Here is a 23,421-nt window from a genome sequence, read left to right on the forward strand (position 1 = left end):
GCCCGGTTTAGTAAAAGAATAGAGAGTCAACATGTACGACACGCAGGATGGTTATTCGCAATACAAAGAGATGGATCTGGCAGCCCGCACGGCTGCCGCTTCACCGTTAGAGCTGGTACTGGTGCTGTTTTCCGGTTTGATGGATGAACTGGAGCGCGCGAAAAGCCATATCGAGAACAAACGTTTCGAGAAGAAGGCGCAAAGCATCAATAAATGCATCGATATTCTCAATGCGTTAACCAGTTCGCTGGAGTTTGAAACGGGCGGAGAGCTGGTGGTGAATTTGTCCCGGCTTTATGACCACTGCGTCTACCGGCTGTATGAGGCCAGCGGTGAAATGTCGTTGGAAAAGATTGATGAAGTGATCCTTATTCTGACGAACCTGCGTACCGGCTGGGAAGGTCTGTCGGCCAAACTGGGATAAGGCGATGGAAAGAGAGCAACAGCAACACCAGCTCTATGCCCTGGTTGAGGCGATGAACGAAGCGCTGGATAAAAAACGCTGGCGGCGGTTGCCTGCGCTGCATAAGCAGGTGATGCGCGTCTTTCATGAATATGAAGCGTGGGAAAAAGATGCGGCAGCGCTTGATGAGGTGAAAGCCCACATGCGGGCGGCGTTTTCGGTGCTGATTGAGCGGCGTGAACGGCGTGCCGGGGAGCTGAAAACGCGCATGGATAAGCATCAGCAACATCAGGAAGGGATGATGGCGTACTCAATGGTTAACCTAATTTCGGAGAAGGCATGAATCCTGTATTACTGGCCTCGGCCAGTGCGTTGGCAGAGGCGACGCCGGAAAAGGGCGCGATTTCGGCTCCGGCAACCCCGGCAAACGGCAGCGCATTTTCTTTACCCCAAACGGACGTCAAGGCGGTGGCTGAACGTCTGCTTGGCGCAAAAGTAAACCAGCAGCACGCGTCTGCCGCAGAGCGCCAGCATGATGACGCCAATCCCGCCGCCATGCAGGCGTTACTGGCGATGCTGCTGGCGCAACCGGCGCAGGCTGCGGCTCCCGCGGCTTCACAGCAACAGCCTGATGGCGAAATGTTGAAGATGCTGACGCAGATGCAATCCGCGAATACCGGTGGTGCGCTTCTGCGTCAACTGGTGACGGCGATGGAGAAGCAAGGTAGTCAATCGACGCCTGCATCGCATAACGCGCCGGATCTCTCCGCTCTGCCCCCTAAACTGCAGGGATTACTGAGCGCATTAACCCAGGATATGCCGCAGGCAACACCTGAGCAGCAGGCAAAACTGACCACGTTTTCCGCTCAGGATTTACGTGTGATTTCTCCGGCGCAGCAGCCCGTCTCCCCCTCGCAGCAAATTTCTGCCCGCGCGAGCGCTGCGGAAACGCCGCTTCCTCGACCCGTTGCGATGGTGAAAAAAAGTGACGGCAGGAATCTGAATCCGTCAGTCTCTGCTCAGAGTCTGCTGAATCTGTCTACGCAGGGAAACCAACCCGCTAATGCGCTGGCCGACCGGAATGTGGCAGCGACGCAAACTTCTGCGCCCGTGGCGATGTCACCGGATGAGTTGGGCGAAAAACTCACGGCGCTGCTGAAAGACCGAATTCAGTTTCAGCTCGGTCAGCAACAGCAAATTTCGACGATCCGTCTCGACCCTCCGTCGCTTGGCAAACTGGAAATTGCCGTCCAACTGGATGCGGGAAAACTGATGGTGCACATCGGGGCCAATCAGAGTGATGTCTGCCGTTCGCTGCAGCAGTTTAGCGAAAACCTGCGCCAGCATCTGACGGCACAGAACTTCATGGAAGTGAATGTGCAGGTCTCTTCTGAAGGGCAATCGCAACAGCAACAACAGCAGCAGTCTGGTCATCAAAAGGACGAGGTGATGTCAGCATTAATGCTCAGTGACGAACCTCAATATCAACAGAACGAATCCGTTCTGATCAAAGTGTAAAAGCAAGATGAAGAAAATCGTTATCGCGTGTGTGATCAGCTCCGTTGTGGCTCTGGGTATTGCGGGTGGAGCAGGGTGGGGTATTTATCATTTTATGGCTAAAGGCGCTAAAGGCCCCGTAGTGGCGTCAGCGCAGCCAACTGCGGAGCCAGAAGAGAACCAGGATGATACCAGCAGTGTATTTGTCTCGTTACCGGAAACGGTTGTGACGCTTCATGATAATGAAGGCGGCGATCGTTATATGGTTGCTGAACTGGTGATGGTTGCCGATACAGAGAAAAATGCTGAGAAAATAAAGAAAGATGAACCGCTCTATCAGAGTATTACGGTAAACGAACTGTCGAACATGAAATATGAAGATATTCGTTCGCTTAAAATTTCTGATATCAGAAAGAAAGTTTTTGACACTCTGAAAACTGAATTAGCCCAACGCAAAATGGCGACACCTTATAAGGATATATTGGTGAAAAAAGTCGTGTTTCAATAAACGGCAGGCCAGGAAATAACATGATACAGGAAGCTTACGAGTCGGAAGACTTTAACGCGACGCCCGTGCTCACGCCACAGGAAGAGAGCCACTATTTACAGGCTTATCTTCCCCTGGTACGCAAAGTCGTGCGGCAGCTTGCGCCGCAATGTACCTGCGTTATCGACCGCCAGGATATGGAGCAAACGGCGCTGATGGGATTGCTGAATGCGATTCGTCGCTACGGTATGCCGGATGAAGGTTTTGCCGGGTATGCCGTCCACCGCATACGCGGGGCCATTCTGGATGAACTACGCAGCCTGGACTGGCGTCCCCGCCAGTTGCGACAGAAATACCATCAGATTAAAGATCTGATTCGTGATGCGCGCAAACAACTCGGACATGAACCCGTGTGGGAAGAGCTTTCTCAACGGGGTTTATCGTCAGAGGATTATCAGGAATACCTGCAACTGGAAGGCGCGGAAACGCTGGCCAGCCTGGATGAATTACTGAGTGGTGAAATGCCGGTTGCCCCCCTCGAAGGACGGGGGCTTGAGGAGCAAATCGTGACTCAGGAAATGTTGAGTTACGCCCTGAGCCAACTCAGCGAAAAAGAGGGACTCGTGCTCTCAATGTATTACCAACACGATATGAATTTAAAAGAAATCGCGCTGGTGTTAGGGCTGACGGAAGCCCGAATTTGTCAAATGAATAAAAAAATCACGCAGAAGATTCGTGATTGTTTATATCCAGACTAACAATTTCGAATCGTCATGCGGAGGATGTGATGCAAAAGATTTTTGGTTTATTAGTGGTTTTAGGCTGTGTATTTGGCGGCTATTTTGAAGCTGGTGGGCAATTAATTGCGATTTGGCAGCCAGCGGAAATTATCATTATTATGGGCGCAGGCTTTGGCGCGATGATTATTGGTAACCCTACGCACGTGCTGAAAGAGATTGCTCACCAGATTAAAGGCGTAATCAGTAAAAAGAAAATGGGGCCGGAGTTTCAGCGCCAGTTACTGATGTGCCTGTATGAATTACTGGAAATGGTGCAAAACGGCGGGCTACGTATGCTGGATCAGCATATTGAACAGCCGGAAGAAAGTACCATCTTTCAAAAATACCCAATGGTACTGACGCAGAAACGCCTGGTGACGTTTATCGCCGATAACTTCCGTCTGATGGCCATGGGGAAAATTGATGCCCACGAGCTGGAAGGTATTCTCGATCAGGAACTGGATACCGCGGAAGAATCCTTGTTAACGCCTTCACGCTCGCTCCAGCGTACCGCAGAAGCGATGCCGGGCTTCGGTATTTGCGCGGCGGTACTCGGTATTATCATCACCATGCAGTCTATCGATGGATCGATTGCGCTTATCGGCCTGAAAGTGGCGGCGGCGCTGGTCGGTACCTTTTTAGGGGTCTTCATCTGTTACTGTCTGATGGACCCTTTAGCCAACGCCATGGAACAACAGGCGCGTGCTGAACACTCATTGCTGGAATGTGTGCGTACCGTGCTGGTGGCGCAAGCGGGCGGTAAACCGACGCTGCTGGCGGTGGATGCAGGTCGTAAACTCCTTCACCTGGCTTCGAAACCCACATTTGCCAACCTGGATGCCTGGGTCAATGCGATGCTGGAGCAAGAATAAGCATGAGGAAGGGGCCAAATCGTCGCGATCGCGGTGCAAAGACCACGATTATCCGGCGACAAATTAAAAAAAATCACGCAGGTCATCACGGCGGTGCATGGAAGGTAGCATTTGCCGACTTTACGCTGGCCATGATGGCGCTCTTCATGACGCTGTGGATTGTGAACAGCGTCAGTAAAGCCGATCGTGAAAATATCGTTGCGGCGTTGCATGGTCAGTCGATCTTTAATGGCGGCGGCATGGCGCCATTAAATAAGCTGGGTAAACAGCCGATTGCGCCGGGCGCGCAGAAGAAAAACGTCACGCGCAATAAGCTTGATAAAACTGCGAATCCGCAAGAGACCGCGAAGATCACCGAAGAAAACGCCAAAAAAGCGCTGGATGTGAATGAGAAAACGGCGCTGCTGAAGCAAAAATCGGCGCGTGAACTGGGCGAACTGGCAACCAACATCAACGTCATTGCCCGTAATGCCCATATGGAAACCAACCTGGAGATGGAAATCGTCCCTCAGGGGTTACGCGTGCTGATTAAAGATGACCAGAACCGGAATATGTTTGAACGCGGTAGCGCGAAAATTATGCCGTTCTTTAAATCGCTGCTGGTTGAACTGGCGCCGGTGTTTGATTCGCTGGACAACCGGATCATCATCACCGGTCATACGGATGCGATGAGCTATAAGAGCAACATCTACAACAACTGGAACCTTTCTGGTGACCGCGCATTGTCGGCGCGGCGCGTGCTGGAGGATGCCGGCATGCCGCAGGATAAAGTCATGCAGGTGAGCGCGATGGCAGACCAAATGCTGCTGGATGCGAAAAACCCCGAGAGCGCGGGCAACCGCCGCATAGAAATCATGGTGTTGACGCAAAGCGCCTCCGATACGCTGTATCAATACTTTGGCCAGCATGGAGAGAAGGTGGTGCAACCGCTGGTGGACAAGCTGGACAAACAAAAGCAGGTCACTTCCTTACGCCAACAACCGGTTTCTGTACCGCATTAATTCTGTTCCCTGCCCCCACGCAACGTGGGGGCATAGTCCCTTCAAGAGAGTAGTATGATTGATGTAACCGATATAATCCCTTTGGATATTCCGACAGAAAGCATTTCCGACGTTGCCTGTCAGGGGGCACATTTCGACGATATTTCCGGTATCTGGTACACGGAACCTCGTGAACTGAATGAGGCGCTTCGTGGCTATGCTTATGATGTCGATACCTTCAATGTTGCTGCACCTTACTATCTTGTGATTACCTCGAAGATGCACTGCTGGAGTTGCCATCAACCCACGCGCATTCACGGACTGATGATTACCCGCTTTATGAAACAAAATCAGGATGGTAAAGGCTGGCTGTCCGTACGGCGCAACACGTTCCTGTTCCATATTAATTCTCTGCCCGACGAGATTAAAAAGAACATCAAAGCCAGTAATTACTATCTTGATAAAAGTAAAACCACCGGGCTCCGCTACTGGATGAATCACTGTGAAATTTGTGGTGAACGCCTGGGGGACTATGAGCTTTTTTGCCTCGAAGATGAGGCCTTTCATCAAATGACCGTGGAGAAAATCCTCCGGGCGAATGTGCGGAAAGTGAATAAGCTGTTTGTCAGTACCGCGGGCAATCCCGCAGACCATGCGCCAAAAGATGTTGTGCGTTACTTGTGTGATGCCCGCTTTGTGATGAATGCACCCGCATCACCGTAACAGCTTCATACTTCTCACTGCATAAAAATACTGTATACTTAAACAGTGATGTGTGGGGGGAGTTATGCGCAAAATCATACATGTTGATATGGACTGCTTTTTCGCGGCGGTAGAAATGCGCGATAACCCCGCCCTGCGTGATATCCCTATTGCTATCGGCGGCAGTCGTGAGCGCCGGGGGGTTATCAGCACCGCCAATTATCCTGCACGTAAATTTGGCGTGCGTAGCGCGATGCCTACGGGAATGGCGCTGAAGCTGTGCCCACATCTCACCTTATTGCCCGGGCGCTATGAAGCCTATAAAGACGCGTCCCGTCAGATCCAGGCGATCTTTTCCCGCTATACCTCGCTGATTGAACCCCTGTCGCTGGATGAAGCGTATCTGGATGTCACCGACAGCCTTCATTGCCACGGCTCTGCGACGCTCATTGCGCAGGAGATCCGCCAGACCATTTTTAATGAGCTGCAGCTCACGGCCTCCGCAGGGATCGCGCCCGTGAAGTTTTTGGCGAAAATCGCTTCCGACCTGAATAAACCCAACGGGCAATATGTGATTGCGCCTGCCGATGTTGCCGAATTCATCAGAACGTTGCCGTTGGGGAAAATCCCCGGCGTCGGGAAAGTCTCTGCCGCCAGGCTGGAGTCGATGGGCTTGCGTACCTGCGAGGATATTCAAAAATGCGACCTGGCAATATTACTCAAGCAGTTCGGGAAATTCGGTCGGGTGCTGTGGGAGCGCAGTCAGGGCATTGACGAGCGGGATGTTAACAATGACAGAATGCGCAAGTCTGTTGGCGTTGAACGCACGCTGGCCGAGGATATTCATCAATGGTCAGAGTGTGAGGCGATCATTGAACGGCTCTATCCTGAGCTGGAACGACGGCTGGCGAAGGTAAAGCCGGATTTATTGATCGCGCGTCAGGGAGTCAAATTAAAGTTCGCTGATTTTCAGCAAACCACGCAGGAACATGTCTGGCCGCGTTTAAATAAAGACGACTTAATTTCAACGGCGCGTAAAACCTGGGATGAGCGTCGGGGAGGGCGAGGAGTGAGGCTGGTGGGGCTACACGTTACGTTGCTGGATCCGCAACTGGAAAGACAGCTGTTGCTGGGGATTTGATTCAGATGTGTTGCCGGATGGCGGTGTAAACACCTCATCCGGCATACCGTGCAGAGACTTACTTCGCCGGAATAGACTTCAGCAGCTCAGTCAGCAGCGTCCAGTAATGACCGACGCTTTCGATATGAACCTGCTCATCCGGGGAGTGCGGACCGGTGATGGTTGGCCCGATAGAAACCATGTCCATATCCGGGTACGGTTTTTTGAACAGACCACATTCCAGACCTGCGTGGATAATCTGGATGTTCGGCGTCTTGTTGAACAGACGCTGATAGGTTTCGCGAACCAGGTGCATAACCGGAGAGTTCGCATCCGGCTGCCAGCCCGGGTAGCCGCCTTTGGCCTGCGTTTTCGCGCCAGCCAGTTTACCCAGCGAGTCCAGCATGCTCACCACATAGTCTTTACCGCTGTCGATCAGAGAACGGATCAGGCAGTGAATCTCGACGTTATCGTCAGTCATGGTCACCACACCCACGTTCAGGGAGGTTTCTACGACGCCCTTCGCAACGTCTGAATTGCGGATCACACCGTTCGGCGTGGCGTTCAGCAGACGAACAAAGGTATCGCGAGACTGTGCAGTCAGTGCGGCTTTATCGTTAGCCACGGCATCCAGCAGCAGAGCCAGGTTCTTCTCTTTGGCTTCCAGTTCGTTTTTCAGGATGTCCTGATAGGTGCTGACCAGCGCTTTTAAAGCATCGACTTTATCAGCGGCAACGGCGAGGGTCGCAAACGCTTCGCGCGGAATCGCGTTACGCAGCGTACCGCCGTTGAAATCGACCAGACGCAGATCCAGTTCTTCCGCGTGACCTGCCAGGAAACGTACCAGCAGCTTGTTGGCATTACCGAGACCCACGTGGATTTCGCCGCCGGAGTGACCGCCTTTCAGGCCTTTTAAGGTCAGTTTAAAGCTCTGGAAACCGGCTGGAATCGCTTCACGGTCGAGTTTCAGGTTAGAGGTAAAGTCGATACCCCCGGCGCAACCCATGTAGATTTCGCCTTCTTCTTCAGAGTCGGTGTTGATCAGAATGTCCGCCTGCAGCCAGTTAGCCTGCAAACCAAACGCGCCGTCCATACCGGCTTCTTCGGTCATGGTCAGCAGGACTTCCAGCGGGCCATGTACCACGTTGTCATCGGCCAGCACCGCCAGCGCAGAAGCCATGCCGATACCGTTGTCCGCACCCAGCGTGGTGCCGCGGGCTTTTACCCATTCGCCATCAATGTACGGCTGGATAGGATCTTTGGTGAAGTCGTGTACGGTGTCGTTGTTTTTCTGCGGCACCATGTCCAGGTGCGCCTGCAGTACGACCGGCTTGCGGTTTTCCATTCCTGCGGTAGCGGGTTTGCGAATCAGGATATTACCTACCTGATCGCGCTCGACGTGAAAACCTTTCTCTTTGGCCCAGCTCAGAATGTGTTCAGCGAGTTGCTCTTCATGGTAGGACGGATGAGGAATGGAACAGATTTTAGCAAAAATATCCCACAGCGGTTGTGGAGATAATTGAGACAGTTCAGACACGTTGAGTCTCCTTGGCGATGTCCTACAAAATTGACTTGCAGGCCACGGGGTTAGCAGAATTAAAAACACCACAAGTCAGGCTTGCGCGATGCGATTGAGAATACCACTTTCTCTGCTAACGGGTAGTATAAAGCATGCAAAAAGAGGCGCGGATTCCGCTAAACACTGGTTTTTAGTGCGTCAGATCTCTATAATCTCGCGCAACCTATTTCCCCCTCGAACACTTTTTAAGCCGTAGATAAACAGGCTGGGACACTTCACATGAGCGAAAAATACGTCGTCACCTGGGACATGTTGCAGATCCATGCACGTAAACTGGCGAGCCGCCTGATGCCTTCTGAACAATGGAAAGGCATTATTGCCGTTAGCCGTGGTGGTCTGGTACCGGGCGCATTGCTGGCGCGTGAGTTGGGCATTCGTCATGTCGATACCGTATGCATCTCCAGTTACGATCACGATAACCAGCGCGAACTGAAAGTGCTGAAACGTGCCGAAGGTGACGGTGAAGGCTTCATCGTAATCGATGACCTGGTTGATACCGGGGGTACCGCTGTTGCTATTCGCGAAATGTATCCTAAAGCACATTTCGTCACCATCTTCGCTAAGCCAGCTGGTCGTCCGCTGGTGGACGATTATGTGGTTGATATCCCACAGGATACCTGGATTGAGCAGCCCTGGGATATGGGCGTCGTGTTCGTCCCGCCAATTTCTGGCCGCTAATCAGTAACGCTTTCAACGCCTGGCAATGCCGGGCGTTGTTTATTTTATGCGGTGTCAGGTTACACTATGCCTCAGTGAGTACTCATGGAGGCCGTAATCATGTCACAGGCTAACCTCAGCGAAGTTCTGTTTAAACCCCGCTTCAAACACCCTGAAACGTCAACGCTCGTTCGTCGTTTTAATCACGGTGCGCAACCGTCCGTGCAATCCGCTCTGGATGGAAAAACAATCCCGCACTGGTATCGCATGGTTAACCGCCTGATGTGGATCTGGCGTGGCGTCGATCCGCGTGAAATCCTTGAAGTGCAGGCGCGCATCGTAATGAGCGAAGCTGAGCGCACGGATAAAGAACTGTATGACACCGTCATTGGCTATCGTGGCGGAAACTGGATCTATGAGTGGGCGAAGCAAGCGATGGACTGGCAACAGAAAGCTATGCTGGAACAGGACCCGCAAGTGAGCGGACGCCATTGGTTACACGCGTCCACGCTCTACAACATTGCGGCGTATCCCCACCTCAAAGGTGACGAGCTGGCCGAACAGGCGCAGGCGCTTGCTAATCGCGCGTATGAAGAGGCAGCTCAGCGTTTGCCCGGTACGCTGCGTGAAATGGAGTTTCCCGTTCCTGGTGGCGCCCCCATCACGGCATTTTTACACATGCCGAAAGGTGACGGCCCGTTCCCGACGGTGCTGATGTGCGGTGGTCTGGATTCTATGCAAACGGACTACTACACCCTGTATGAACGCTATTTCGCTCCGCGCGGCATTGCCATGTTGACGCTGGATATGCCCTCGGTTGGATTCTCGTCAAAATGGAAATTGACCCAGGATTCCAGCCTGCTTCATCAGCATGTATTAAAAGCGCTGCCTGATGTTCCCTGGGTGGATCATACCCGCGTGGCGGCGTTTGGTTTTCGCTTCGGCGCTAACGTGGCCGTGCGCCTGGCATATCTGGAATCTTCGCGCCTGAAAGCGGTGGCGTGTCTTGGACCGGTGGTGCATTCGCTGCTCAGTGACCCGAAGCGCCAGGCATCCGTGCCAGAAATGTACCTCGATGTGCTGGCCAGCCGCCTGGGCATGCATGATGCTTCTGATGAAGCGCTGCGTGTCGAGCTCAATCGCTACTCATTAAAGGTACAAGGTCTGCTGGGCAGACGTTGCCCAACACCGATGCTTTCAGGGTTCTGGAAAAACGATCCGTTTAGCCCGGAAGAGGAGTCTCGCTTAATCACGTCGTCATCTTCCGACGGTAAACTGCTCGAGATCCCATTCAATCCGGTGTATCGCAATTTTGACAAAGGGCTGCAAGAAATTACCGGATGGATCAATCATAGATTGTGTTAATAGATTGCTAAATTTTATTGATTTGGTAAAACAGTTGCTTCACCTAAGGAGATCGCAATGACGTTACCGAGTGGGCACCCGAAAAGTAGATTGATCAAGAAATTCACCGCGCTTGGCCCGTACATCCGGGAAGGGCAGTGCGAAGATAATCGATTTTTTTTCGATTGTCTGGCTGTATGCGTCAACGTGAAACCCGCGCCTGAGAAACGTGAATTCTGGGGCTGGTGGATGGAGCTGGAGGCGCAGGAAAAACGCTTTACGTATAGCTACCAGTTTGGTTTGTTTGATAAAGAAGGCAACTGGACTGCCGTGCCGATTAAAGAAACGGAAGTGGTAGAGCGACTGGAATACACCTTGCGTGAGTTCCATGAAAAATTACGAGAGCTGTTAACATCGCTGAATCTGGCGCTGGAGCCTGCTGACGATTTCAAGGATGAGCCGGTTAAATTAACGGCATAACGAACAGTAAAATGCCGGATGGCGGCGCAACCCCATCCGGCATTTTTATACCGCATCAGAACTGGTAGGTCATACCCACCGCGACGATATCATCATCGTTGATGCCCAGCTTATTATCGCTATCCAGTTGGTTGATTTTATAATCAACAAATGCCGACATGTTTTTGTTGAAATAGTAAGTCGCACCCACGTCGATATAATTCACCAGATCTTCATTGCCCACGCCTTCAATATCTTTGCCTTTCGACAACACATAACCCAGTGACGGACGCAGACCAAAGTCAAACTGGTACTGAACCACTGCTTCAAAGTTTTGCGTTTTATTGGCGAAGCCACCGGAAATAGGTGTCATCTTGCGTGTTTCTGAATACATGGTCGCAATATAAATATCGTTAGCGTCGTATTTTAACCCGGTAGCCCAGGCTTCTGCTTTATCGCCCGTTCCGCGGCTTTGCAGATTCTGTTGGTTTGTACGATCGGAGTTGGTATAGGCGCCGCTGATGGCGAAATCGCTGCCGCCAAAGTCGTAAGTGACAGACGTCCCGAAACCATCACCGTTCTGCTTTTTCACATCGCGGTCCTGGTTTTTACCCTGATACTGCAGGGTGAGATCCAGTCCATCGACCACGCCGAAGAAGTCGGTATTACGGTAAGTTGCCAGACCGCTGGCGCGTTTGGTCATAAAGTTATCGGTCTGGGCGGAGGAGTCACCGCCAAATTCCGGGAACATATCCGTCCACGCTTCCACGTCGTACAGCGCACCCAGATTACGTCCATAATCAAAGGAACCGATGTCTTTTAATTTCAGGCCAGCGAAGGCCAGACGTGTTTTTTGCTGGTTAGAATCGCTTTCGGCTTTATTACCCGCGAACTCGGCTTCCCAACGACCATATCCGGTTAGTTGATCGTTAATTTGCGTTTCGCCTTTAAAGCCCATACGGATATAGCTCTGGTCGCCGTCTTTGCTGTCATAATCAGTCATGTAATGCATGGCTTTTACCTTGCCATACAAATCCAGTTTATTTCCGTTCTTGTTATACACTTCTGCTGCCTGCACGGATGCCGATGCAACAATACCCATCACCACTAATGCCAGAGTGCTCTTTTTCATTTTCATTCCTGATTTAAAGTACGCGCTACAATTTTCTGGGTGTGATCCCCGTTTAAAAACAGGATGGTTTTTAACGTCTGGTAATGAACGTTTTATGACAAAGTAAGAATATTTTTAAAAAAGGATGATTTTTTGTGTCTGTAATAAATGCGTCAAAGTCTGCCGCTACGCTTGCTGATCCTGCGCAATAAAATTTCATGCTTTGTGCGCTGCTTGTTGGCAACCGGGGCCAGTCCTGCTAAAACGTTCGTTTGATATCATTTTCCCCAATTTTGAATGGCAGAGAATCATGAGTGACAGCCAGACGCTGGTGATAAAACTTGGCACCAGTGTGTTAACGGGCGGATCGCGCCGCCTGAACCGTGCCCACATCGTAGAACTGGTTCGCCAGTGTGCGCAGCTACATGCCGCAGGGCATCGTATTGTTATCGTTACTTCAGGCGCCATTGCCGCCGGACGTGAGCATCTTGGTTATCCAGAACTCCCGGCAACGATAGCGTCTAAACAGCTGCTGGCCGCGGTAGGGCAGAGCCGATTGATTCAACTGTGGGAACAGCTGTTTTCGATTTACGGTATTCATATCGGGCAGATGCTGCTGACGCGCGCGGATATGGAAGACAGAGAACGCTTCCTCAACGCACGCGATACGTTACGTGCACTGCTGGATAACAACATTGTTCCCGTTATTAATGAGAATGATGCGGTTGCGACGGCTGAAATTAAAGTCGGCGATAACGACAACCTCTCCGCACTGGCCGCGATTCTGGCTGGTGCCGATAAGCTGCTGCTGCTGACCGATCAGCAGGGCTTGTTCACCGCTGACCCGCGAACGAACCCGCAGGCAGAACTGATTAAAGATGTTTACGGTATTGATGATGCGCTGCGCGCCATTGCCGGGGACAGCGTTTCGGGCCTGGGAACGGGCGGTATGGGCACTAAGCTGCAGGCTGCCGACGTTGCCTGCCGCGCCGGTATCGACACCATTATTGCCGCAGGCAGCAAGCCAGGCGTTATCGGTGATGTGATGGAAGGCATTTCCGTTGGCACACGTTTTCATGCTCAGGCCTCTCCGCTGGAAAACCGTAAACGCTGGATCTTCGGGGCTCCGCCTGCCGGGGAAATCAGCGTTGATGAGGGCGCAACCTCCGCGATTCTGGAGCGCGGCAGCTCGTTACTGCCCAAAGGCATTAAAAGCGTGACAGGCAACTTCTCTCGTGGTGAAGTGATCCGCATCTGCAACCTGGAAGGGCGTGATATTGCCCACGGCGTTACCCGCTATAACAGCGACGCGCTGCGCCGTATTGCCGGACACCACTCTCAACAGATCGACGCGATCCTTGGCTATGAATATGGCCCGGTTGCCGTCCATCGCGATGACATGATCACCCGTTAAGGAGCAGGCATATGCTGGAACAAATGGGCATTGCTGCCAAAGCAGCGTCATATAAGCTGGCGCTACTCTCCAGCCGCGAAAAAAACCGCGTGCTGGAAAAAATTGCTGATGAACTGGAAGCGCAAACGGAAAGCATCCTCAGCGCGAACGTACAGGACGTTGCCGAGGCGCGTGAAAACGGCCTGAGCGACGCGATGCTCGACCGTCTGGCGCTGACGCCTGCGCGTCTGAAGGCCATCGCTGACGACGTGCGCCAGGTGTGTAATCTTGCCGATCCGGTCGGGCAGGTGATGGATGGGGGGTTGCTGGATAGCGGCCTGCGTCTGGAGCGTCGTCGTGTGCCGCTGGGCGTGATTGGCGTGATTTATGAAGCTCGCCCTAACGTGACCGTTGATGTTGCCTCTCTGTGCCTGAAAACCGGCAATGCGGCGATCCTGCGTGGCGGGAAAGAGACTTACCGTACGAATGCGGCGACCGTCGCGGTGATCCAACAGGCGCTGAAAGCGTGCGGCTTACCTGCTGCGGCCGTGCAGTCGATTGATAACCCGGATCGCGCGCTGGTCAGTGAAATGCTGCGTATGGATAAGTACATCGATATGTTGATTCCTCGCGGTGGCGCGGGGCTGCACAAGCTGTGCCGCGAACAGTCAACGATCCCGGTGATTACCGGCGGTATCGGCGTCTGCCATATCTATGTGGATGACAGCGCAGAGATCGACCCGGCGCTGAAGATTATCGTCAATGCCAAAACTCAGCGCCCGAGCACCTGCAATACCGTTGAAACGCTGCTGGTGCATCAGGATATCGCCGGACGTTTTCTGCCTGCACTGAGCCAACAGATGGCGAAAAGCGGTGTGACGTTGCATGCCGATGCAACGGCGCTGACGGCGCTGCAAGCGGGACCGGCCAACGTAGTGGCGGTGAAAGCCGAAGAGTACGACGACGAGTTTCTGTCGTTGGATCTGAACGTGAAAATCGTCACTGACCTGGATGATGCTATTGCGCATATTCGTGAACATGGCACTCAGCATTCCGACGCGATTCTGACGCGCACGCTGCGTAATGCCGATCGTTTCGTGAATGAGGTGGATTCTTCTGCAGTATACGTGAATGCCTCCACCCGTTTCACCGACGGCGGCCAGTTTGGACTCGGCGCTGAAGTGGCGGTGAGCACGCAAAAATTGCACGCGCGCGGTCCGATGGGACTGGAAGCACTGACCACCTACAAGTGGGTCGGCTTCGGTGATGACACAATTCGTGCATAATTAAGTCCGGGTGATGCAAAAATAGGCGTTTGATTCGCAAGGCCATTGACGCATCGCCCGGTTAGTTTTAACCTTCTACCCCGTGTTCACCTTCGTGAGCATGTCCTTATCAGGGCCGATATAGCTCAGTTGGTAGAGCAGCGCATTCGTAATGCGAAGGTCGTAGGTTCGACTCCTATTATCGGCACCATTCAAGCACCTCTCAAAGTCTACTCAAGTCTACTAAAAGCCCGTATACTCTAGCTTTAACACTCTCGATAGTATCTTGTCGTCTACTGACATATCCCAAAATCTACACATCGTTGGGGGTACATTCGGGGGTATGTGCTGTTCGGTCTGCTGGAGATACCCCCAAAATGAAACTTAATGCCCGCCAGGTCGATACCACCAAGCCGAAGGATAAACCGTATAAGCTTGCTGACGGTGGCGGCCTTTACCTCCTCGTTAACCCTAACGGAGCTAAATACTGGCGGCTCAAGTACCGGGTTGCGGGGAAAGAGAAATTGCTCGCCTTGGGGGTGTATCCAGACGTTACCTTAGCTGATGCCCGAGCTAAACGAGACGAGGCAAAAAGGGGTATCGCTGGGGGTATAGATCCCAACGAAGCAAAGCGTGAAGAAAAGGCAACTCGCGAAGCGCAGATAAACAATACATTTCAGGATCTCGCGACTGAGTGGCATTCGAGCAAACTCAAAAAATGGTCTGCTGGATACGCTTCGGACATTATGGAAGCGTTTAATAAAGACGTATTCCCATATATTGGTAAGAAGCCAATCGCCGAAATCAAACCCCTAGAGCTGTTAAATGTCCTTCGCCGTATGGAAGGGCGTGGGGCAACAGAGAAAGCAAAAAAAGTGCGGCAGCGTTGCGGCGAGGTTTTCCGTTATGCCATCGTTACTGGCAGGGCTGAATATAACCCAGCCCCGGATCTCACTAGTGCCATGCAGGGACATGAATCCAACCACTATCCTTTCCTGAATGCGCCAGAGCTTCCAGCATTTTTTGAGGCGCTATCACGCTATTCAGGTAGTGAGCTGGTGGTGTTGGCTGCACGCTTGCTCATCATTACCGGCCTCAGAACAGGGGAATTACGCGGGGCATCGTGGCAAGAAATCGATGACTATGCCGCTGTATGGGAAATCCCCGCTGAACGCATGAAGATGCGCCGTCCACACATAGTCCCTTTATCGCAGCAAGCGTTATCCATAATTGCGCGCATCCGTGAAATCACTGGTAGATACCCGCTTATGTTCCCTGGGCGTAACGATCCACGGAGGACTATGAGTGAGGCCAGCATTAACCAAGTATTTAAGCGGATTGGGTATGCCGGGAAAGTAACAGGGCATGGCTTCCGCCACACAATGAGCACTATCCTTCACGAGCAAGGCTACAACACTGCGTGGATTGAAACGCAGCTGGCACACGTCGATAAAAACTCTATCCGGGGAACATACAACCATGCCCAGTATCTGGACGGCCGTCGGGAGATGCTTCAGTGGTATGCCGACTATATGGGGGCGCTGGAGAAAGGTGAGAATGTGATCCATGGTAAGTTCGATAAATCTGCTTAGGTGTATGGATAGACAGTATTTGTAGACCGGAGTAGACTTCAATGAACAAATAAAGAATAGGCTATGTCTAGGCTGATCCCCGAAAACTCGTACACCTCTGCGGGCTGACATAGCCCCCAAAATCAGAGGGCGCGAGGTGGCGTTATGTTAGATATCGCTGAAGTGCTCAAAGCACGAGAAAATGAGTTTATCAGTTTAAGAGAATTGATTACTCGTATCAGACTACAGCAACCACATGTCAGTGAATCCGATATCGCAAGTTTTCTTTACATTGAAAACAGTAATAGAGAGCTCCCTGAGTGGGTGAAGCAAGGTATTGCAAGCACGATTGAAGGAACCGATGGTGGATACCAGGATTCAGAATTGGTAACTCTCCTGAAAGTTATTCATGAGGAAGGGCATATGCCTGAGGTGACTCCACCACCTGAGCCTCCTATGGACTTCGATGATGATATTCCATTCTAGATCTGGAGGTTAATGTTATGGCGGGATGGGGACAGCCGGTGAAAGACCATTGGTCAGCACCAGCATTTGATACTTATGGCTTTAGGCGCTCCGAGTTGAAGCAGTTAGCGGATAAGCTTGGAATTGACCTTTCAACTCCTCTTGAGGAGGTTAAGCCCACACCACTGAATGGTGTTGAGCAAAAACCACTTAGTGAAGCTGATGTTGAGATCCTGAAAATGGAAATTGACACGCTTAAAAAGCAGGTTAGAAAGCTCGAAAATGAACGCCCTATTTTAATTAGCAGGTATCGGGAAGATGACCCTCTATACCTTGCGATTAAAATTCGGAACCAAGAATGGGCAAAGTACGATCCTGAGAATGATAGGCAAACAAGAGGCAACCAAACAGCGATTGTGAAAGACCTGGAGGATAAGGGTTTTTCGAATGTCCAGGCCAAAGCAATCGAAATGGTCGCCTGCCCAATTAAACGTTAAGCAATTAACACCCTCATGGATTATGCAGCATGATGCTTACCCTCAGGGTGAAAATGAAATTTTATCCGTACCCTCAGGTCAGCACCTGGCTTACCCTGAGGGTACAATTACAAATAGATCCGCCGATTACCCTTAGCCCTTAGGGTTTATGATCAAGAAAAATCCCTCATGCCTGAGGGTATGATTTTTTTAGCTTTTTTCATGCCATCATTTATCTCGTAAACCGCAATAGACGTTACGAGGTAAACATGTCTCAGTCATTAATTCGATTCGCCGAAGTACAAAAGCGCACTGGTTACAGTAAGGCGTGGTTGTATCGCCTGATGAGCCAGCAGCGTTTCCCCGCAGCTATTAAAATTGGCTCTCGCTCAATTGCTTTTATCGAAAGTGAAATTGATGAGTGGATCAATCAGCGTATCGCTGAATCACGTGGTGAGGTGGCCTAATGAAAATGGAAAACGCCCGTGCCACCGAGCGTCATATCGAGCTGGAACAAACCTCTGCGCAAATGGATATTGCTGACAGTAATGATATCCAGCGAAGCGGAACAAAGCCAGTCCCCAAAAAGCATAAAGCCCGTTTGCTTATCCTGCGTTCCGGCGTATCAGGTATTACTGAGAATGAGATATTGCGCTATTGCCGCTTATCCTCTGGCCGGAACTACCTTACAGATCTGGAGCGCCGCCTTGATATCCAGTTTGAGCGCATTGATGAAGCCAACCCTGATGGCATCGGAAGCCATTATCGTTACCGCTTCATTAAACGTGCTGACGTACACAAGGTGATTGCTCTAGTTAATTCAAATTCCACCATTAACGGCCATCAGCCGCTAAGCCAGGTGGATGTTGCCGATATTCTGAAACTGTACCCGGACAACGCTACCGAATAAGGAAAATACTGATGAAAAATAATATGACCTTAGCCGGTCAGGGCCTCGCTCACCCTGAAGCCAGCCAGAACGACATTTTAATTAATCACAAATCCGAGCCGCGCATTGATTCCCGCGTCATTTCAGACCGCGCCGGAATACAGCGTGAAAGCCTGGCCGCGACGATTAAATCGCACCAGGACAGATTGCGTGAGCTGGGATCGCTGCCTCGTCAGTCCCTTAAAGAATTACCCGATTTGAAATCGGGAAAATCAGGCCGCAAGCGCGGGCGTCCTGAGATTAGCTATCTGCTGAATGAGCCTCAACTCGACTATCTACTGCGTATCATCCGTGGGCGTGATCCTGAGCGTGTTAACCAGTTCAAGCTGGATGTCACTAAGGCATTCACGAATCGTCGCGCCACTCAGCCAGTACGCCGTGAATATCTGCCCGGTTATCACGAAAGCCGTGACGGTCTGAAGGCGCTGGGCGCGCAGCGTCACCACTATATCAATCTGGCGCGCGCTGAAAACCGCGTTGCTGGCCTGTCAGATGGCGAGCGTGGCTCCGCTGATGCGCAGCAGCTGGGCGTACTGATCGTTATGCAGAAGATTGAGCAGTCCGCATTTCAGGAAGCGATTAACAATGGTATGACCCCGACAGAAGCGGTGAGGGAGGTAGCTAAGCGTATGGATGCGTTCGCCAGTCTTATGAGTGGTAATGCCTCTCTGGGGTTGAACCATGCGTAAAAATGCTATGAATCACATTTTGCACCCTATGCACAAAAATGGCTTGCTGTTTGTCCCTTGCCTCGTCTATGGTTATAGCGCACCAGCAAAATCTGGTGTCAGGATTGGCGTCCTGGAATTGTCAAAGGCGATACCCGACGCGCCTAGCGTCTTTTTTTGTATCGTTAGTTCAGTACACCCTTTTTTGGTCGGTGCGTGTATAATCCGCGCCGCTCGCGAAATTATGGTGGGCTGGATGGGGGCTTCTTCGGAAGCGCCGGTTACCTTTGACGCCGGTTACGCCAACCCTGTTCAGTCCATCACCAGTGAAATTGGCGTTTCCGGTGATGGGTTTTATACCCAGTCAAAGGAGGCTGCCACATGCTGGCTACTATCCCTACCCAAAATCCGCAATTTATCTGGATTATTGCCGCTGTTCGCCGCGATTGTCCGACAATCAAGCCTGTTCTCCACCATGTTGCTGCTGCTTCTGAGCGTGATGCTCGTCGCTCTCTGGTGCGTGATCACGTCTGTTTCTTCGCTGGCCGTATCTCTGTGCAGGGGGTGCGCCATGATTAAGATTTACGATCTCCCCATCGACCCTAAAGAGCGTTCGGCCAATCTCATTTCACTGGCATTGCTGATGGATGAAGTATTGAAAGGCAACGCTGACAACCGGGATGAATACCTGGCTGCGCTAATCTCCCTTTTTGAAGTATACGCCCGCGACTTACACAGCCTGCTGGAAGGTCACGCCCTGCCGGAGGTGACGCTATGAGCCGTGAAATTACTCTGCAACAAGCTGTAGAACGCGCACATCAAACTGAAATTATCTGTCGTCTGATTGAGGATTACCCTCATCGCCTCGTTGATAGCGAGGTGTCCGCGATGGCTACTTTGTTGAAAAGACTGAGTGGCGATGTGGTGGCATGGCTGATTGAAGAACAGGCGCAGCGGGAGGGCAAAGCATGAGCAAAGTATCCCTGGCAGATTCTATTTGCCGTGTTCGTCAGGCGCAGGTCGTCTTATCTCTTTGGCTTGAAGCGATGAATAAAAACGATAACACCACGGATAATTTAATTGGCGCAATTATGTCTCTTCTGGATGGCATCCCTGAATTAATGGATTCAGCAGAGGGTGAGTTGCTTGAGATGGACTTAAAAGCGAAGGAGAAGGCATGAACATTTATAACGACTTTGTACGGGTTAGCTTCCCGGATACAGAAAAAGACGAGCTTATGGAATTGTCCGCCCGCGCAGAATGCGCAGCTGACAGCATCCTGAACGGGGTCGCGGCAGTCGGTAAGCTGATGTTCTATGCCGGTGATATTGATAGTGGTGTTTATGAGCCGACAGTGAGTGATTTTCGGGATATTGGCGGAATGCTGATGGAGCTAATGCCGCTGGCTCGGGCGTTAACTGATACCGCAGCAAATGCAGAGTGCCAGTGCCGCCAGATGGGGAAAATCAAATGAACGAGAAGACTAAAAACACACTGTCGGAACAGGCTGATTTAGCCATCAGCACAGAACTCGGTGAACAGGTCGCAAAGGTTGCCGGGGCTGTCTGGGTTCACAATCTGGCTACTACCGGAGCGGAGGCGGTGACCATCAATACCCCTGAAGGTCGCACTGTTGAATCAGCGTTAAGGCCGTCAGATGTAACGGATTTAATTTGCGCCTTTCTGTTTCCTGCTATGCAGGCAGTACACAAGGATAACTGGAAGTTAACCCTGAGTGCTGAGTTTGATTTATGGCTCAGGCCGGATAAGCAGCTTTCGGATTACGGAATAACCAAATGGGGCATGCTGATTAATCACATTGCGAATGCTATTGACCATGTGGGGTATGGCGATGCGAAACATTGATGTGATTCGCCAGGTATCAGATGCCTCCCGTGGTCGCTGGCCGGATATCCTGTCCATGCTGGGTATTGATGTTCCTGCCTCACCACGTGCGCAGGTGGCATGTCCGGCCTGTGGGGGTAAAGATCGCTTTCGCTTCGATGATGACGGACGCGGGGCACACTTCTGTAACGCATGTGGTGCCGGTGATGGTCTGGAACTGGTGAAAAAAGTTAATCAGTGCGACACCACACGTGCGGCTCTGATGGTTGCTGATGTGTTGGGGATGGATGTGCAGACCCTGCATGCACCTACCCGCCAGGACAATGACCAGCGCCTGCAGGAACAGGCAGAGAGGCGGGTGAAGCAGGAGAAACAGAAGGCCGGGGAGGAGGAGGAACGCGCCGCCCGATTTACGGTGCGACTGGATAAGCTGATGGCGAAGACACAGCCAGGAGAGGCGGCGTATCTGGCAGGTAAGGGGTTGTCGGGCTTTATGTTCCCTGTCCTGTCTGACGGTTCGCTGCTGCTTACGCTGGTGGATGAGTCCGGCGCGGCGGTGGCGGCGCAGACCATCAAGGCAGATGGTGAGAAGCGTTTGCTCTACGGTTCGGCGAAGAAGGGGGCATATCGCGCCATAAACACAACAGAATCGCCGCAGACAGTGATTATAGGCGAAGGGCTGGCGACCGTTCTTTCCGTTCACCTGATGTGTCCTGAGGCGCTGGCAGTGGTTGCTATTGATGCGGGTAATCTGCTGCCAGTGGCGCAGGTAATGCGCCGGAAATATCCGCTGGCGCAGATCATCATTGCTGCCGACAACGACATCAGGCCGGATGAATCCAACACAGGGAAGGATGCCGCAGAGAACGCTGCGATTGCTGTCTCGGGCTGGGTTGCGCTGCCACCTTGCGATGAAAAATCCGACTGGGACGACCTGCGCCAGCATGACGGCATCCATTCTACCAGCCTCCTATTCAATGAATCGTTATACCAGCCTCAGGGAAAAGAAGTGACCGGACAGACAGAAGTAACCGGGATCGCATCCCGAGAAGACCTTATAAAACCTAATGTGCAAAAGCCTTTTGTTAGCCTTCGACATGGCGGCCTTTACTGGGTGGAGCCCAAGCACAACAAGGACACCGGGGAGACTGACGAAAAGGAAACGTGGCTGTGCGATGAACTGGCAACAGTAGGGATCGGACAGGACGGGCGCGAAAGCTATCTGGTTATCAGACTCAGACCAGAGGGCAGCGCAGCCGTAATGTTTGAGGCGGTTCCGCGTCGTGAGGTTGGACAGCCTGCCGGATGGGCACGATTACGCTCGCGTGGTGTGAATATCACGACCCGCAAATCTCTGCTCGATATCCTGGGTGATCACCTGCAGAGAAAGGGAGAGCGGACTCAGTGGACCATAACGCAGACAGCGGGCTGGCACTGCGGGGCATACGTCATGCCTGACGGTGAAATCGTTGGCAAACCAGATATGCCGGTTGCGTTCAGTGGTGGTACATCTGCGGTAGCGGGTTATGTGGTACGTGGCAGCGCGAAGCAGTGGCGCGACAACGTGGCGGCGCTGATGCGGGGTAATCAGTCAATGATGCTGGGCGCACTGGTGGCGTTTGCCGCTCCGCTTAACTCACTGGCGGGGGGTTCCTGTTTCGGCATTCACCTGTTTGCGCAGTCCTCGGCAGGCAAGACCACGACTGTTGAGGCGGCATCGAGTATCTACGGTGTACCCGACATGCTGAAACTATCATGGTTTACCACCGCCTACGGAATGACGGTCGAGGCCGCATCACGCAATGACGGTTTTCTGCCAATCGATGAGATCGGCCAGGGTGGTGACGCACGTCAGGTATCTACCAGCGCGTACACGCTGTTTAATGGCGTGGGCAAGGTTCAGGGAGCCAAAGAAGGCGGTAACCGCGCGGTGTTGCGCTGGACAGTGGCTGCGCTGAGTACCGGTGAAGAAGATTTCGAAACTTTCATGCTGAAAAACGGGCTCAGCCCTAAAGCCGGGCAACTCGTGCGTCTGGTCAGTGTGCCGTTTGTGGATACTGTGGAGTTTAATGGCATGGATGATGGTGATCAGCATTCCCGGGCCATTAAACGGGAAGCTGCCCGCTATTGTGGTGCTGTCGGGCGTGAGTGGATCGCGCTGCTGGCAGCAGATAAAGAATCGGCTATTCAGATGGTGAATGCGCGTGAAGAGGAGTGGATCAGTAACCTGCCGGATGGCGCATCGCCGCAGGTTAAGCGTGTGGCTTCCCGGTTCTCGTTGCTCGATGCTGCTGCCACACTGTCAGCATCACTTACTGGGTGGATCTCCAGCGAGTGTAGTGCTGCTGTCCGCCAGAGCTTTAATGACTGGCTGGAAAGTTATGGTCTGGGTAATCGTGAGAAGCACCAGGTTGTCACGCGCGCACGTGACTTTATTCAGCGATATGGCCTTTCTCGCTTCCAGCCTTATACCACCAGCAAGATAAACGGCAACATGGATGAGACCCACGCACAGCGCATCCTGAATCTTGCCGGATATCTGGTGGATGGTCGCCGGGAGGACGGGCGTAAGGAGTATCACATCATTCCATCCGTGTTCGAGGTGGAGATCCTTTGCGGCATACAGAAAAAACTGGGTGGTGAAGCCCTGGAAGATGCCGGGATGTTGATTCGCAAAGAGAAAGGGAGGCTGGACAGTCGCACCATCAGCATTAACGGGACTCAGCAGAGGTTTGTGGTGCTGGTTGATGTGGAGGAAGACTAATCCAGCCAGTAATAAATCTCTTATACGCGCGTAAA

28 protein-coding genes, 1 tRNA gene and 1 pseudogene are annotated in these 23,421 nt (G+C 52.2%); 28 read left to right on the forward strand and 2 right to left on the reverse strand.

What is annotated here, in order from left to right; translation table 11 throughout:
* Nucleotides 1-31: 31 nt before the first annotated feature.
* The 9 genes from fliS (at nt 32) to dinB (ending at nt 6,861) form a co-directional block, all read left to right on the forward strand.
* Nucleotides 32-424: a flagellar export chaperone FliS gene (gene fliS, locus N7268_RS09880; RefSeq protein WP_045440209.1), complete on the forward strand. Its 393-nt coding sequence runs from the start codon at nt 32-34 to the stop codon at nt 422-424.
* 4 nt (nt 425-428) lie between these two features.
* A complete protein-coding gene (locus N7268_RS09885) occupies nt 429-746 on the forward strand; it encodes a flagellar protein FliT (protein ID WP_172862739.1) in 318 nt (105 codons plus the stop codon).
* The gene (locus N7268_RS09890; RefSeq protein ID WP_260862744.1) at nt 743-1,921 is read left to right on the forward strand and encodes a flagellar hook-length control protein FliK; all 1,179 of its coding nucleotides are present in this window, start codon (nt 743-745) and stop codon (nt 1,919-1,921) included. Before N7268_RS09885 ends, N7268_RS09890 begins: the two co-directional genes overlap by 4 nt.
* Nucleotides 1,922-1,928: 7 nt before the next feature.
* Nucleotides 1,929-2,408 carry a flagellar basal body-associated protein FliL gene (gene fliL / locus N7268_RS09895; RefSeq protein ID WP_260862745.1) on the forward strand — a complete coding sequence of 160 codons (480 nt, stop codon included), beginning with the start codon at nt 1,929-1,931 and terminating at the stop codon, nt 2,406-2,408.
* 20 nt (nt 2,409-2,428) lie between these two features.
* On the forward strand, nt 2,429-3,145 hold the full coding sequence (locus N7268_RS09900; protein ID WP_260862747.1) for a FliA/WhiG family RNA polymerase sigma factor: 717 nt from the start codon (nt 2,429-2,431) through the stop codon (nt 3,143-3,145).
* Nucleotides 3,146-3,174: 29 nt separating this feature from the next.
* Nucleotides 3,175-4,038, forward strand: a complete 864-nt coding sequence (gene motA / locus N7268_RS09905) for a flagellar motor stator protein MotA (RefSeq protein WP_172862743.1) — start codon at nt 3,175-3,177, stop codon at nt 4,036-4,038.
* A 2-nt stretch (nt 4,039-4,040) separates the two neighbouring features.
* A complete protein-coding gene (gene lafU / locus N7268_RS09910) occupies nt 4,041-5,039 on the forward strand; it encodes a putative lateral flagellar export/assembly protein LafU (protein WP_172862744.1) in 999 nt (332 codons plus the stop codon).
* Nucleotides 5,040-5,093: 54 nt separating this feature from the next.
* Nucleotides 5,094-5,741, forward strand: coding sequence for a DNA primase (locus N7268_RS09915; protein WP_260862748.1), 648 nt, complete (start codon nt 5,094-5,096; stop codon nt 5,739-5,741).
* Nucleotides 5,742-5,805: 64 nt separating this feature from the next.
* Nucleotides 5,806-6,861, forward strand: coding sequence for a DNA polymerase IV (gene dinB / locus N7268_RS09920; RefSeq protein ID WP_260862749.1), 1,056 nt, complete (start codon nt 5,806-5,808; stop codon nt 6,859-6,861).
* Nucleotides 6,862-6,919: 58 nt separating this feature from the next.
* Here dinB and pepD read toward each other — a convergent pair whose 3' ends face one another.
* Nucleotides 6,920-8,377, reverse strand: coding sequence for a cytosol nonspecific dipeptidase (gene pepD / locus N7268_RS09925; protein ID WP_260862751.1), 1,458 nt, complete (start codon nt 8,375-8,377; stop codon nt 6,920-6,922).
* 261 nt (nt 8,378-8,638) lie between these two features.
* On the opposite strand from pepD, the gene gpt reads away from it, so the two are divergent.
* The 3 genes from gpt (at nt 8,639) to crl (ending at nt 10,900) form a co-directional block, all read left to right on the forward strand.
* Nucleotides 8,639-9,097 (forward strand): xanthine phosphoribosyltransferase, encoded by a 459-nt coding sequence (gene gpt / locus N7268_RS09930; RefSeq protein ID WP_198905294.1) that lies wholly within the window; start codon nt 8,639-8,641, stop codon nt 9,095-9,097.
* Between the two features lie 99 nt (nt 9,098-9,196).
* A complete protein-coding gene (gene frsA, locus N7268_RS09935; RefSeq protein WP_260862753.1) occupies nt 9,197-10,441 on the forward strand; it encodes an esterase FrsA in 1,245 nt (414 codons plus the stop codon).
* A gap of 57 nt (nt 10,442-10,498) precedes the next feature.
* Nucleotides 10,499-10,900, forward strand: coding sequence for a sigma factor-binding protein Crl (gene crl, locus N7268_RS09940; RefSeq protein WP_198905292.1), 402 nt, complete (start codon nt 10,499-10,501; stop codon nt 10,898-10,900).
* A 55-nt stretch (nt 10,901-10,955) separates the two neighbouring features.
* Here the strand turns inward: crl and phoE are convergent, their stop codons facing one another.
* A complete protein-coding gene (phoE, locus tag N7268_RS09945) occupies nt 10,956-12,011 on the reverse strand; it encodes a phosphoporin PhoE (protein WP_260862754.1) in 1,056 nt (351 codons plus the stop codon).
* Between the two features lie 289 nt (nt 12,012-12,300).
* Here phoE and proB point away from each other — a divergent pair, with 289 nt between their 5' ends.
* From proB to N7268_RS10025, 16 genes and pseudogenes are all read left to right on the forward strand, one after another.
* Nucleotides 12,301-13,404, forward strand: a complete 1,104-nt coding sequence (gene proB, locus N7268_RS09950) for a glutamate 5-kinase (protein ID WP_260862756.1) — start codon at nt 12,301-12,303, stop codon at nt 13,402-13,404.
* 11 nt (nt 13,405-13,415) lie between these two features.
* Nucleotides 13,416-14,669 (forward strand): glutamate-5-semialdehyde dehydrogenase, encoded by a 1,254-nt coding sequence (gene proA / locus N7268_RS09955; RefSeq protein ID WP_260862758.1) that lies wholly within the window; start codon nt 13,416-13,418, stop codon nt 14,667-14,669.
* A 114-nt stretch (nt 14,670-14,783) separates the two neighbouring features.
* Nucleotides 14,784-14,859 (forward strand) — tRNA-Thr (locus N7268_RS09960).
* 166 nt (nt 14,860-15,025) lie between these two features.
* Nucleotides 15,026-16,240, forward strand: coding sequence for a tyrosine-type recombinase/integrase (locus N7268_RS09965; RefSeq protein ID WP_260862760.1), 1,215 nt, complete (start codon nt 15,026-15,028; stop codon nt 16,238-16,240).
* A gap of 144 nt (nt 16,241-16,384) precedes the next feature.
* Nucleotides 16,385-16,705: a hypothetical protein gene (locus N7268_RS09970; RefSeq protein WP_260862761.1), complete on the forward strand. Its 321-nt coding sequence runs from the start codon at nt 16,385-16,387 to the stop codon at nt 16,703-16,705.
* 17 nt (nt 16,706-16,722) lie between these two features.
* On the forward strand, nt 16,723-17,181 hold the full coding sequence (locus N7268_RS09975) for a hypothetical protein (RefSeq protein WP_260862763.1): 459 nt from the start codon (nt 16,723-16,725) through the stop codon (nt 17,179-17,181).
* 248 nt (nt 17,182-17,429) lie between these two features.
* On the forward strand, nt 17,430-17,627 hold the full coding sequence (locus tag N7268_RS09980; RefSeq protein WP_071681646.1) for a helix-turn-helix transcriptional regulator: 198 nt from the start codon (nt 17,430-17,432) through the stop codon (nt 17,625-17,627).
* On the forward strand, nt 17,627-18,070 hold the full coding sequence (locus N7268_RS09985; protein WP_409929185.1) for a hypothetical protein: 444 nt from the start codon (nt 17,627-17,629) through the stop codon (nt 18,068-18,070). Before N7268_RS09980 ends, N7268_RS09985 begins: the two co-directional genes overlap by 1 nt.
* A gap of 11 nt (nt 18,071-18,081) precedes the next feature.
* Nucleotides 18,082-18,798 carry a hypothetical protein gene (locus tag N7268_RS09990; RefSeq protein ID WP_313958383.1) on the forward strand — a complete coding sequence of 239 codons (717 nt, stop codon included), beginning with the start codon at nt 18,082-18,084 and terminating at the stop codon, nt 18,796-18,798.
* A gap of 28 nt (nt 18,799-18,826) precedes the next feature.
* Nucleotides 18,827-19,117, forward strand: a pseudogene (locus N7268_RS09995) (ash family protein); the annotation flags it as partial.
* 41 nt (nt 19,118-19,158) lie between these two features.
* Complete coding sequence (locus N7268_RS10000) at nt 19,159-19,356, forward strand: host cell division inhibitor Icd-like protein (RefSeq protein WP_260863543.1); 198 nt, start codon at nt 19,159-19,161, stop codon at nt 19,354-19,356.
* Between the two features lie 195 nt (nt 19,357-19,551).
* The gene (locus tag N7268_RS10005; protein WP_260862765.1) at nt 19,552-19,749 is read left to right on the forward strand and encodes a hypothetical protein; all 198 of its coding nucleotides are present in this window, start codon (nt 19,552-19,554) and stop codon (nt 19,747-19,749) included.
* Complete coding sequence (locus tag N7268_RS10010; protein WP_260862766.1) at nt 19,746-19,958, forward strand: hypothetical protein; 213 nt, start codon at nt 19,746-19,748, stop codon at nt 19,956-19,958. Before N7268_RS10005 ends, N7268_RS10010 begins: the two co-directional genes overlap by 4 nt.
* The gene (locus N7268_RS10015) at nt 19,955-20,251 is read left to right on the forward strand and encodes a ubiquinol-cytochrome C reductase (RefSeq protein ID WP_260862768.1); all 297 of its coding nucleotides are present in this window, start codon (nt 19,955-19,957) and stop codon (nt 20,249-20,251) included. Before N7268_RS10010 ends, N7268_RS10015 begins: the two co-directional genes overlap by 4 nt.
* Nucleotides 20,248-20,643, forward strand: a complete 396-nt coding sequence (locus N7268_RS10020; RefSeq protein WP_260862770.1) for a hypothetical protein — start codon at nt 20,248-20,250, stop codon at nt 20,641-20,643. Before N7268_RS10015 ends, N7268_RS10020 begins: the two co-directional genes overlap by 4 nt.
* Nucleotides 20,630-23,386, forward strand: coding sequence for a DUF927 domain-containing protein (locus N7268_RS10025; protein ID WP_260862771.1), 2,757 nt, complete (start codon nt 20,630-20,632; stop codon nt 23,384-23,386). Before N7268_RS10020 ends, N7268_RS10025 begins: the two co-directional genes overlap by 14 nt.
* The last annotated feature ends 35 nt before the right edge of the window (nt 23,387-23,421 follow it).

This window comes from Citrobacter sp. Marseille-Q6884 (assembly GCF_945906775.1).
Taxonomy (GTDB): Bacteria; Pseudomonadota; Gammaproteobacteria; order Enterobacterales; family Enterobacteriaceae; genus Citrobacter.

Coding starts and splice junctions, on each gene's coding strand:
- N7268_RS09970 (WP_260862761.1), top strand. CDS start 16,385: ATGTTAGATATCGCTGAAGTGCTCAAAGCACGAGAAAATGAGTTTATC.
- crl (WP_198905292.1), top strand. CDS start 10,499: ATGACGTTACCGAGTGGGCACCCGAAAAGTAGATTGATCAAGAAATTC.
- N7268_RS10010 (WP_260862766.1), top strand. CDS start 19,746: ATGAGCAAAGTATCCCTGGCAGATTCTATTTGCCGTGTTCGTCAGGCG.
- N7268_RS10025 (WP_260862771.1), top strand. CDS start 20,630: ATGCGAAACATTGATGTGATTCGCCAGGTATCAGATGCCTCCCGTGGT.
- fliL (WP_260862745.1), top strand. CDS start 1,929: ATGAAGAAAATCGTTATCGCGTGTGTGATCAGCTCCGTTGTGGCTCTG.
- N7268_RS10020 (WP_260862770.1), top strand. CDS start 20,248: ATGAACGAGAAGACTAAAAACACACTGTCGGAACAGGCTGATTTAGCC.
- N7268_RS09980 (WP_071681646.1), top strand. CDS start 17,430: ATGTCTCAGTCATTAATTCGATTCGCCGAAGTACAAAAGCGCACTGGT.
- frsA (WP_260862753.1), top strand. CDS start 9,197: ATGTCACAGGCTAACCTCAGCGAAGTTCTGTTTAAACCCCGCTTCAAA.
- N7268_RS09975 (WP_260862763.1), top strand. CDS start 16,723: ATGGCGGGATGGGGACAGCCGGTGAAAGACCATTGGTCAGCACCAGCA.
- N7268_RS10000 (WP_260863543.1), top strand. CDS start 19,159: ATGCTGGCTACTATCCCTACCCAAAATCCGCAATTTATCTGGATTATT.
- N7268_RS10005 (WP_260862765.1), top strand. CDS start 19,552: ATGAGCCGTGAAATTACTCTGCAACAAGCTGTAGAACGCGCACATCAA.
- proB (WP_260862756.1), top strand. CDS start 12,301: ATGAGTGACAGCCAGACGCTGGTGATAAAACTTGGCACCAGTGTGTTA.
- gpt (WP_198905294.1), top strand. CDS start 8,639: ATGAGCGAAAAATACGTCGTCACCTGGGACATGTTGCAGATCCATGCA.
- N7268_RS09885 (WP_172862739.1), top strand. CDS start 429: ATGGAAAGAGAGCAACAGCAACACCAGCTCTATGCCCTGGTTGAGGCG.
- phoE (WP_260862754.1), bottom strand. CDS start 12,011: ATGAAAAAGAGCACTCTGGCATTAGTGGTGATGGGTATTGTTGCATCG.
- motA (WP_172862743.1), top strand. CDS start 3,175: ATGCAAAAGATTTTTGGTTTATTAGTGGTTTTAGGCTGTGTATTTGGC.
- N7268_RS09985 (WP_409929185.1), top strand. CDS start 17,627: ATGAAAATGGAAAACGCCCGTGCCACCGAGCGTCATATCGAGCTGGAA.
- N7268_RS09990 (WP_313958383.1), top strand. CDS start 18,082: ATGAAAAATAATATGACCTTAGCCGGTCAGGGCCTCGCTCACCCTGAA.
- proA (WP_260862758.1), top strand. CDS start 13,416: ATGCTGGAACAAATGGGCATTGCTGCCAAAGCAGCGTCATATAAGCTG.
- N7268_RS09890 (WP_260862744.1), top strand. CDS start 743: ATGAATCCTGTATTACTGGCCTCGGCCAGTGCGTTGGCAGAGGCGACG.
- N7268_RS10015 (WP_260862768.1), top strand. CDS start 19,955: ATGAACATTTATAACGACTTTGTACGGGTTAGCTTCCCGGATACAGAA.
- N7268_RS09915 (WP_260862748.1), top strand. CDS start 5,094: ATGATTGATGTAACCGATATAATCCCTTTGGATATTCCGACAGAAAGC.
- N7268_RS09900 (WP_260862747.1), top strand. CDS start 2,429: ATGATACAGGAAGCTTACGAGTCGGAAGACTTTAACGCGACGCCCGTG.
- fliS (WP_045440209.1), top strand. CDS start 32: ATGTACGACACGCAGGATGGTTATTCGCAATACAAAGAGATGGATCTG.
- lafU (WP_172862744.1), top strand. CDS start 4,041: ATGAGGAAGGGGCCAAATCGTCGCGATCGCGGTGCAAAGACCACGATT.
- dinB (WP_260862749.1), top strand. CDS start 5,806: ATGCGCAAAATCATACATGTTGATATGGACTGCTTTTTCGCGGCGGTA.
- N7268_RS09965 (WP_260862760.1), top strand. CDS start 15,026: ATGAAACTTAATGCCCGCCAGGTCGATACCACCAAGCCGAAGGATAAA.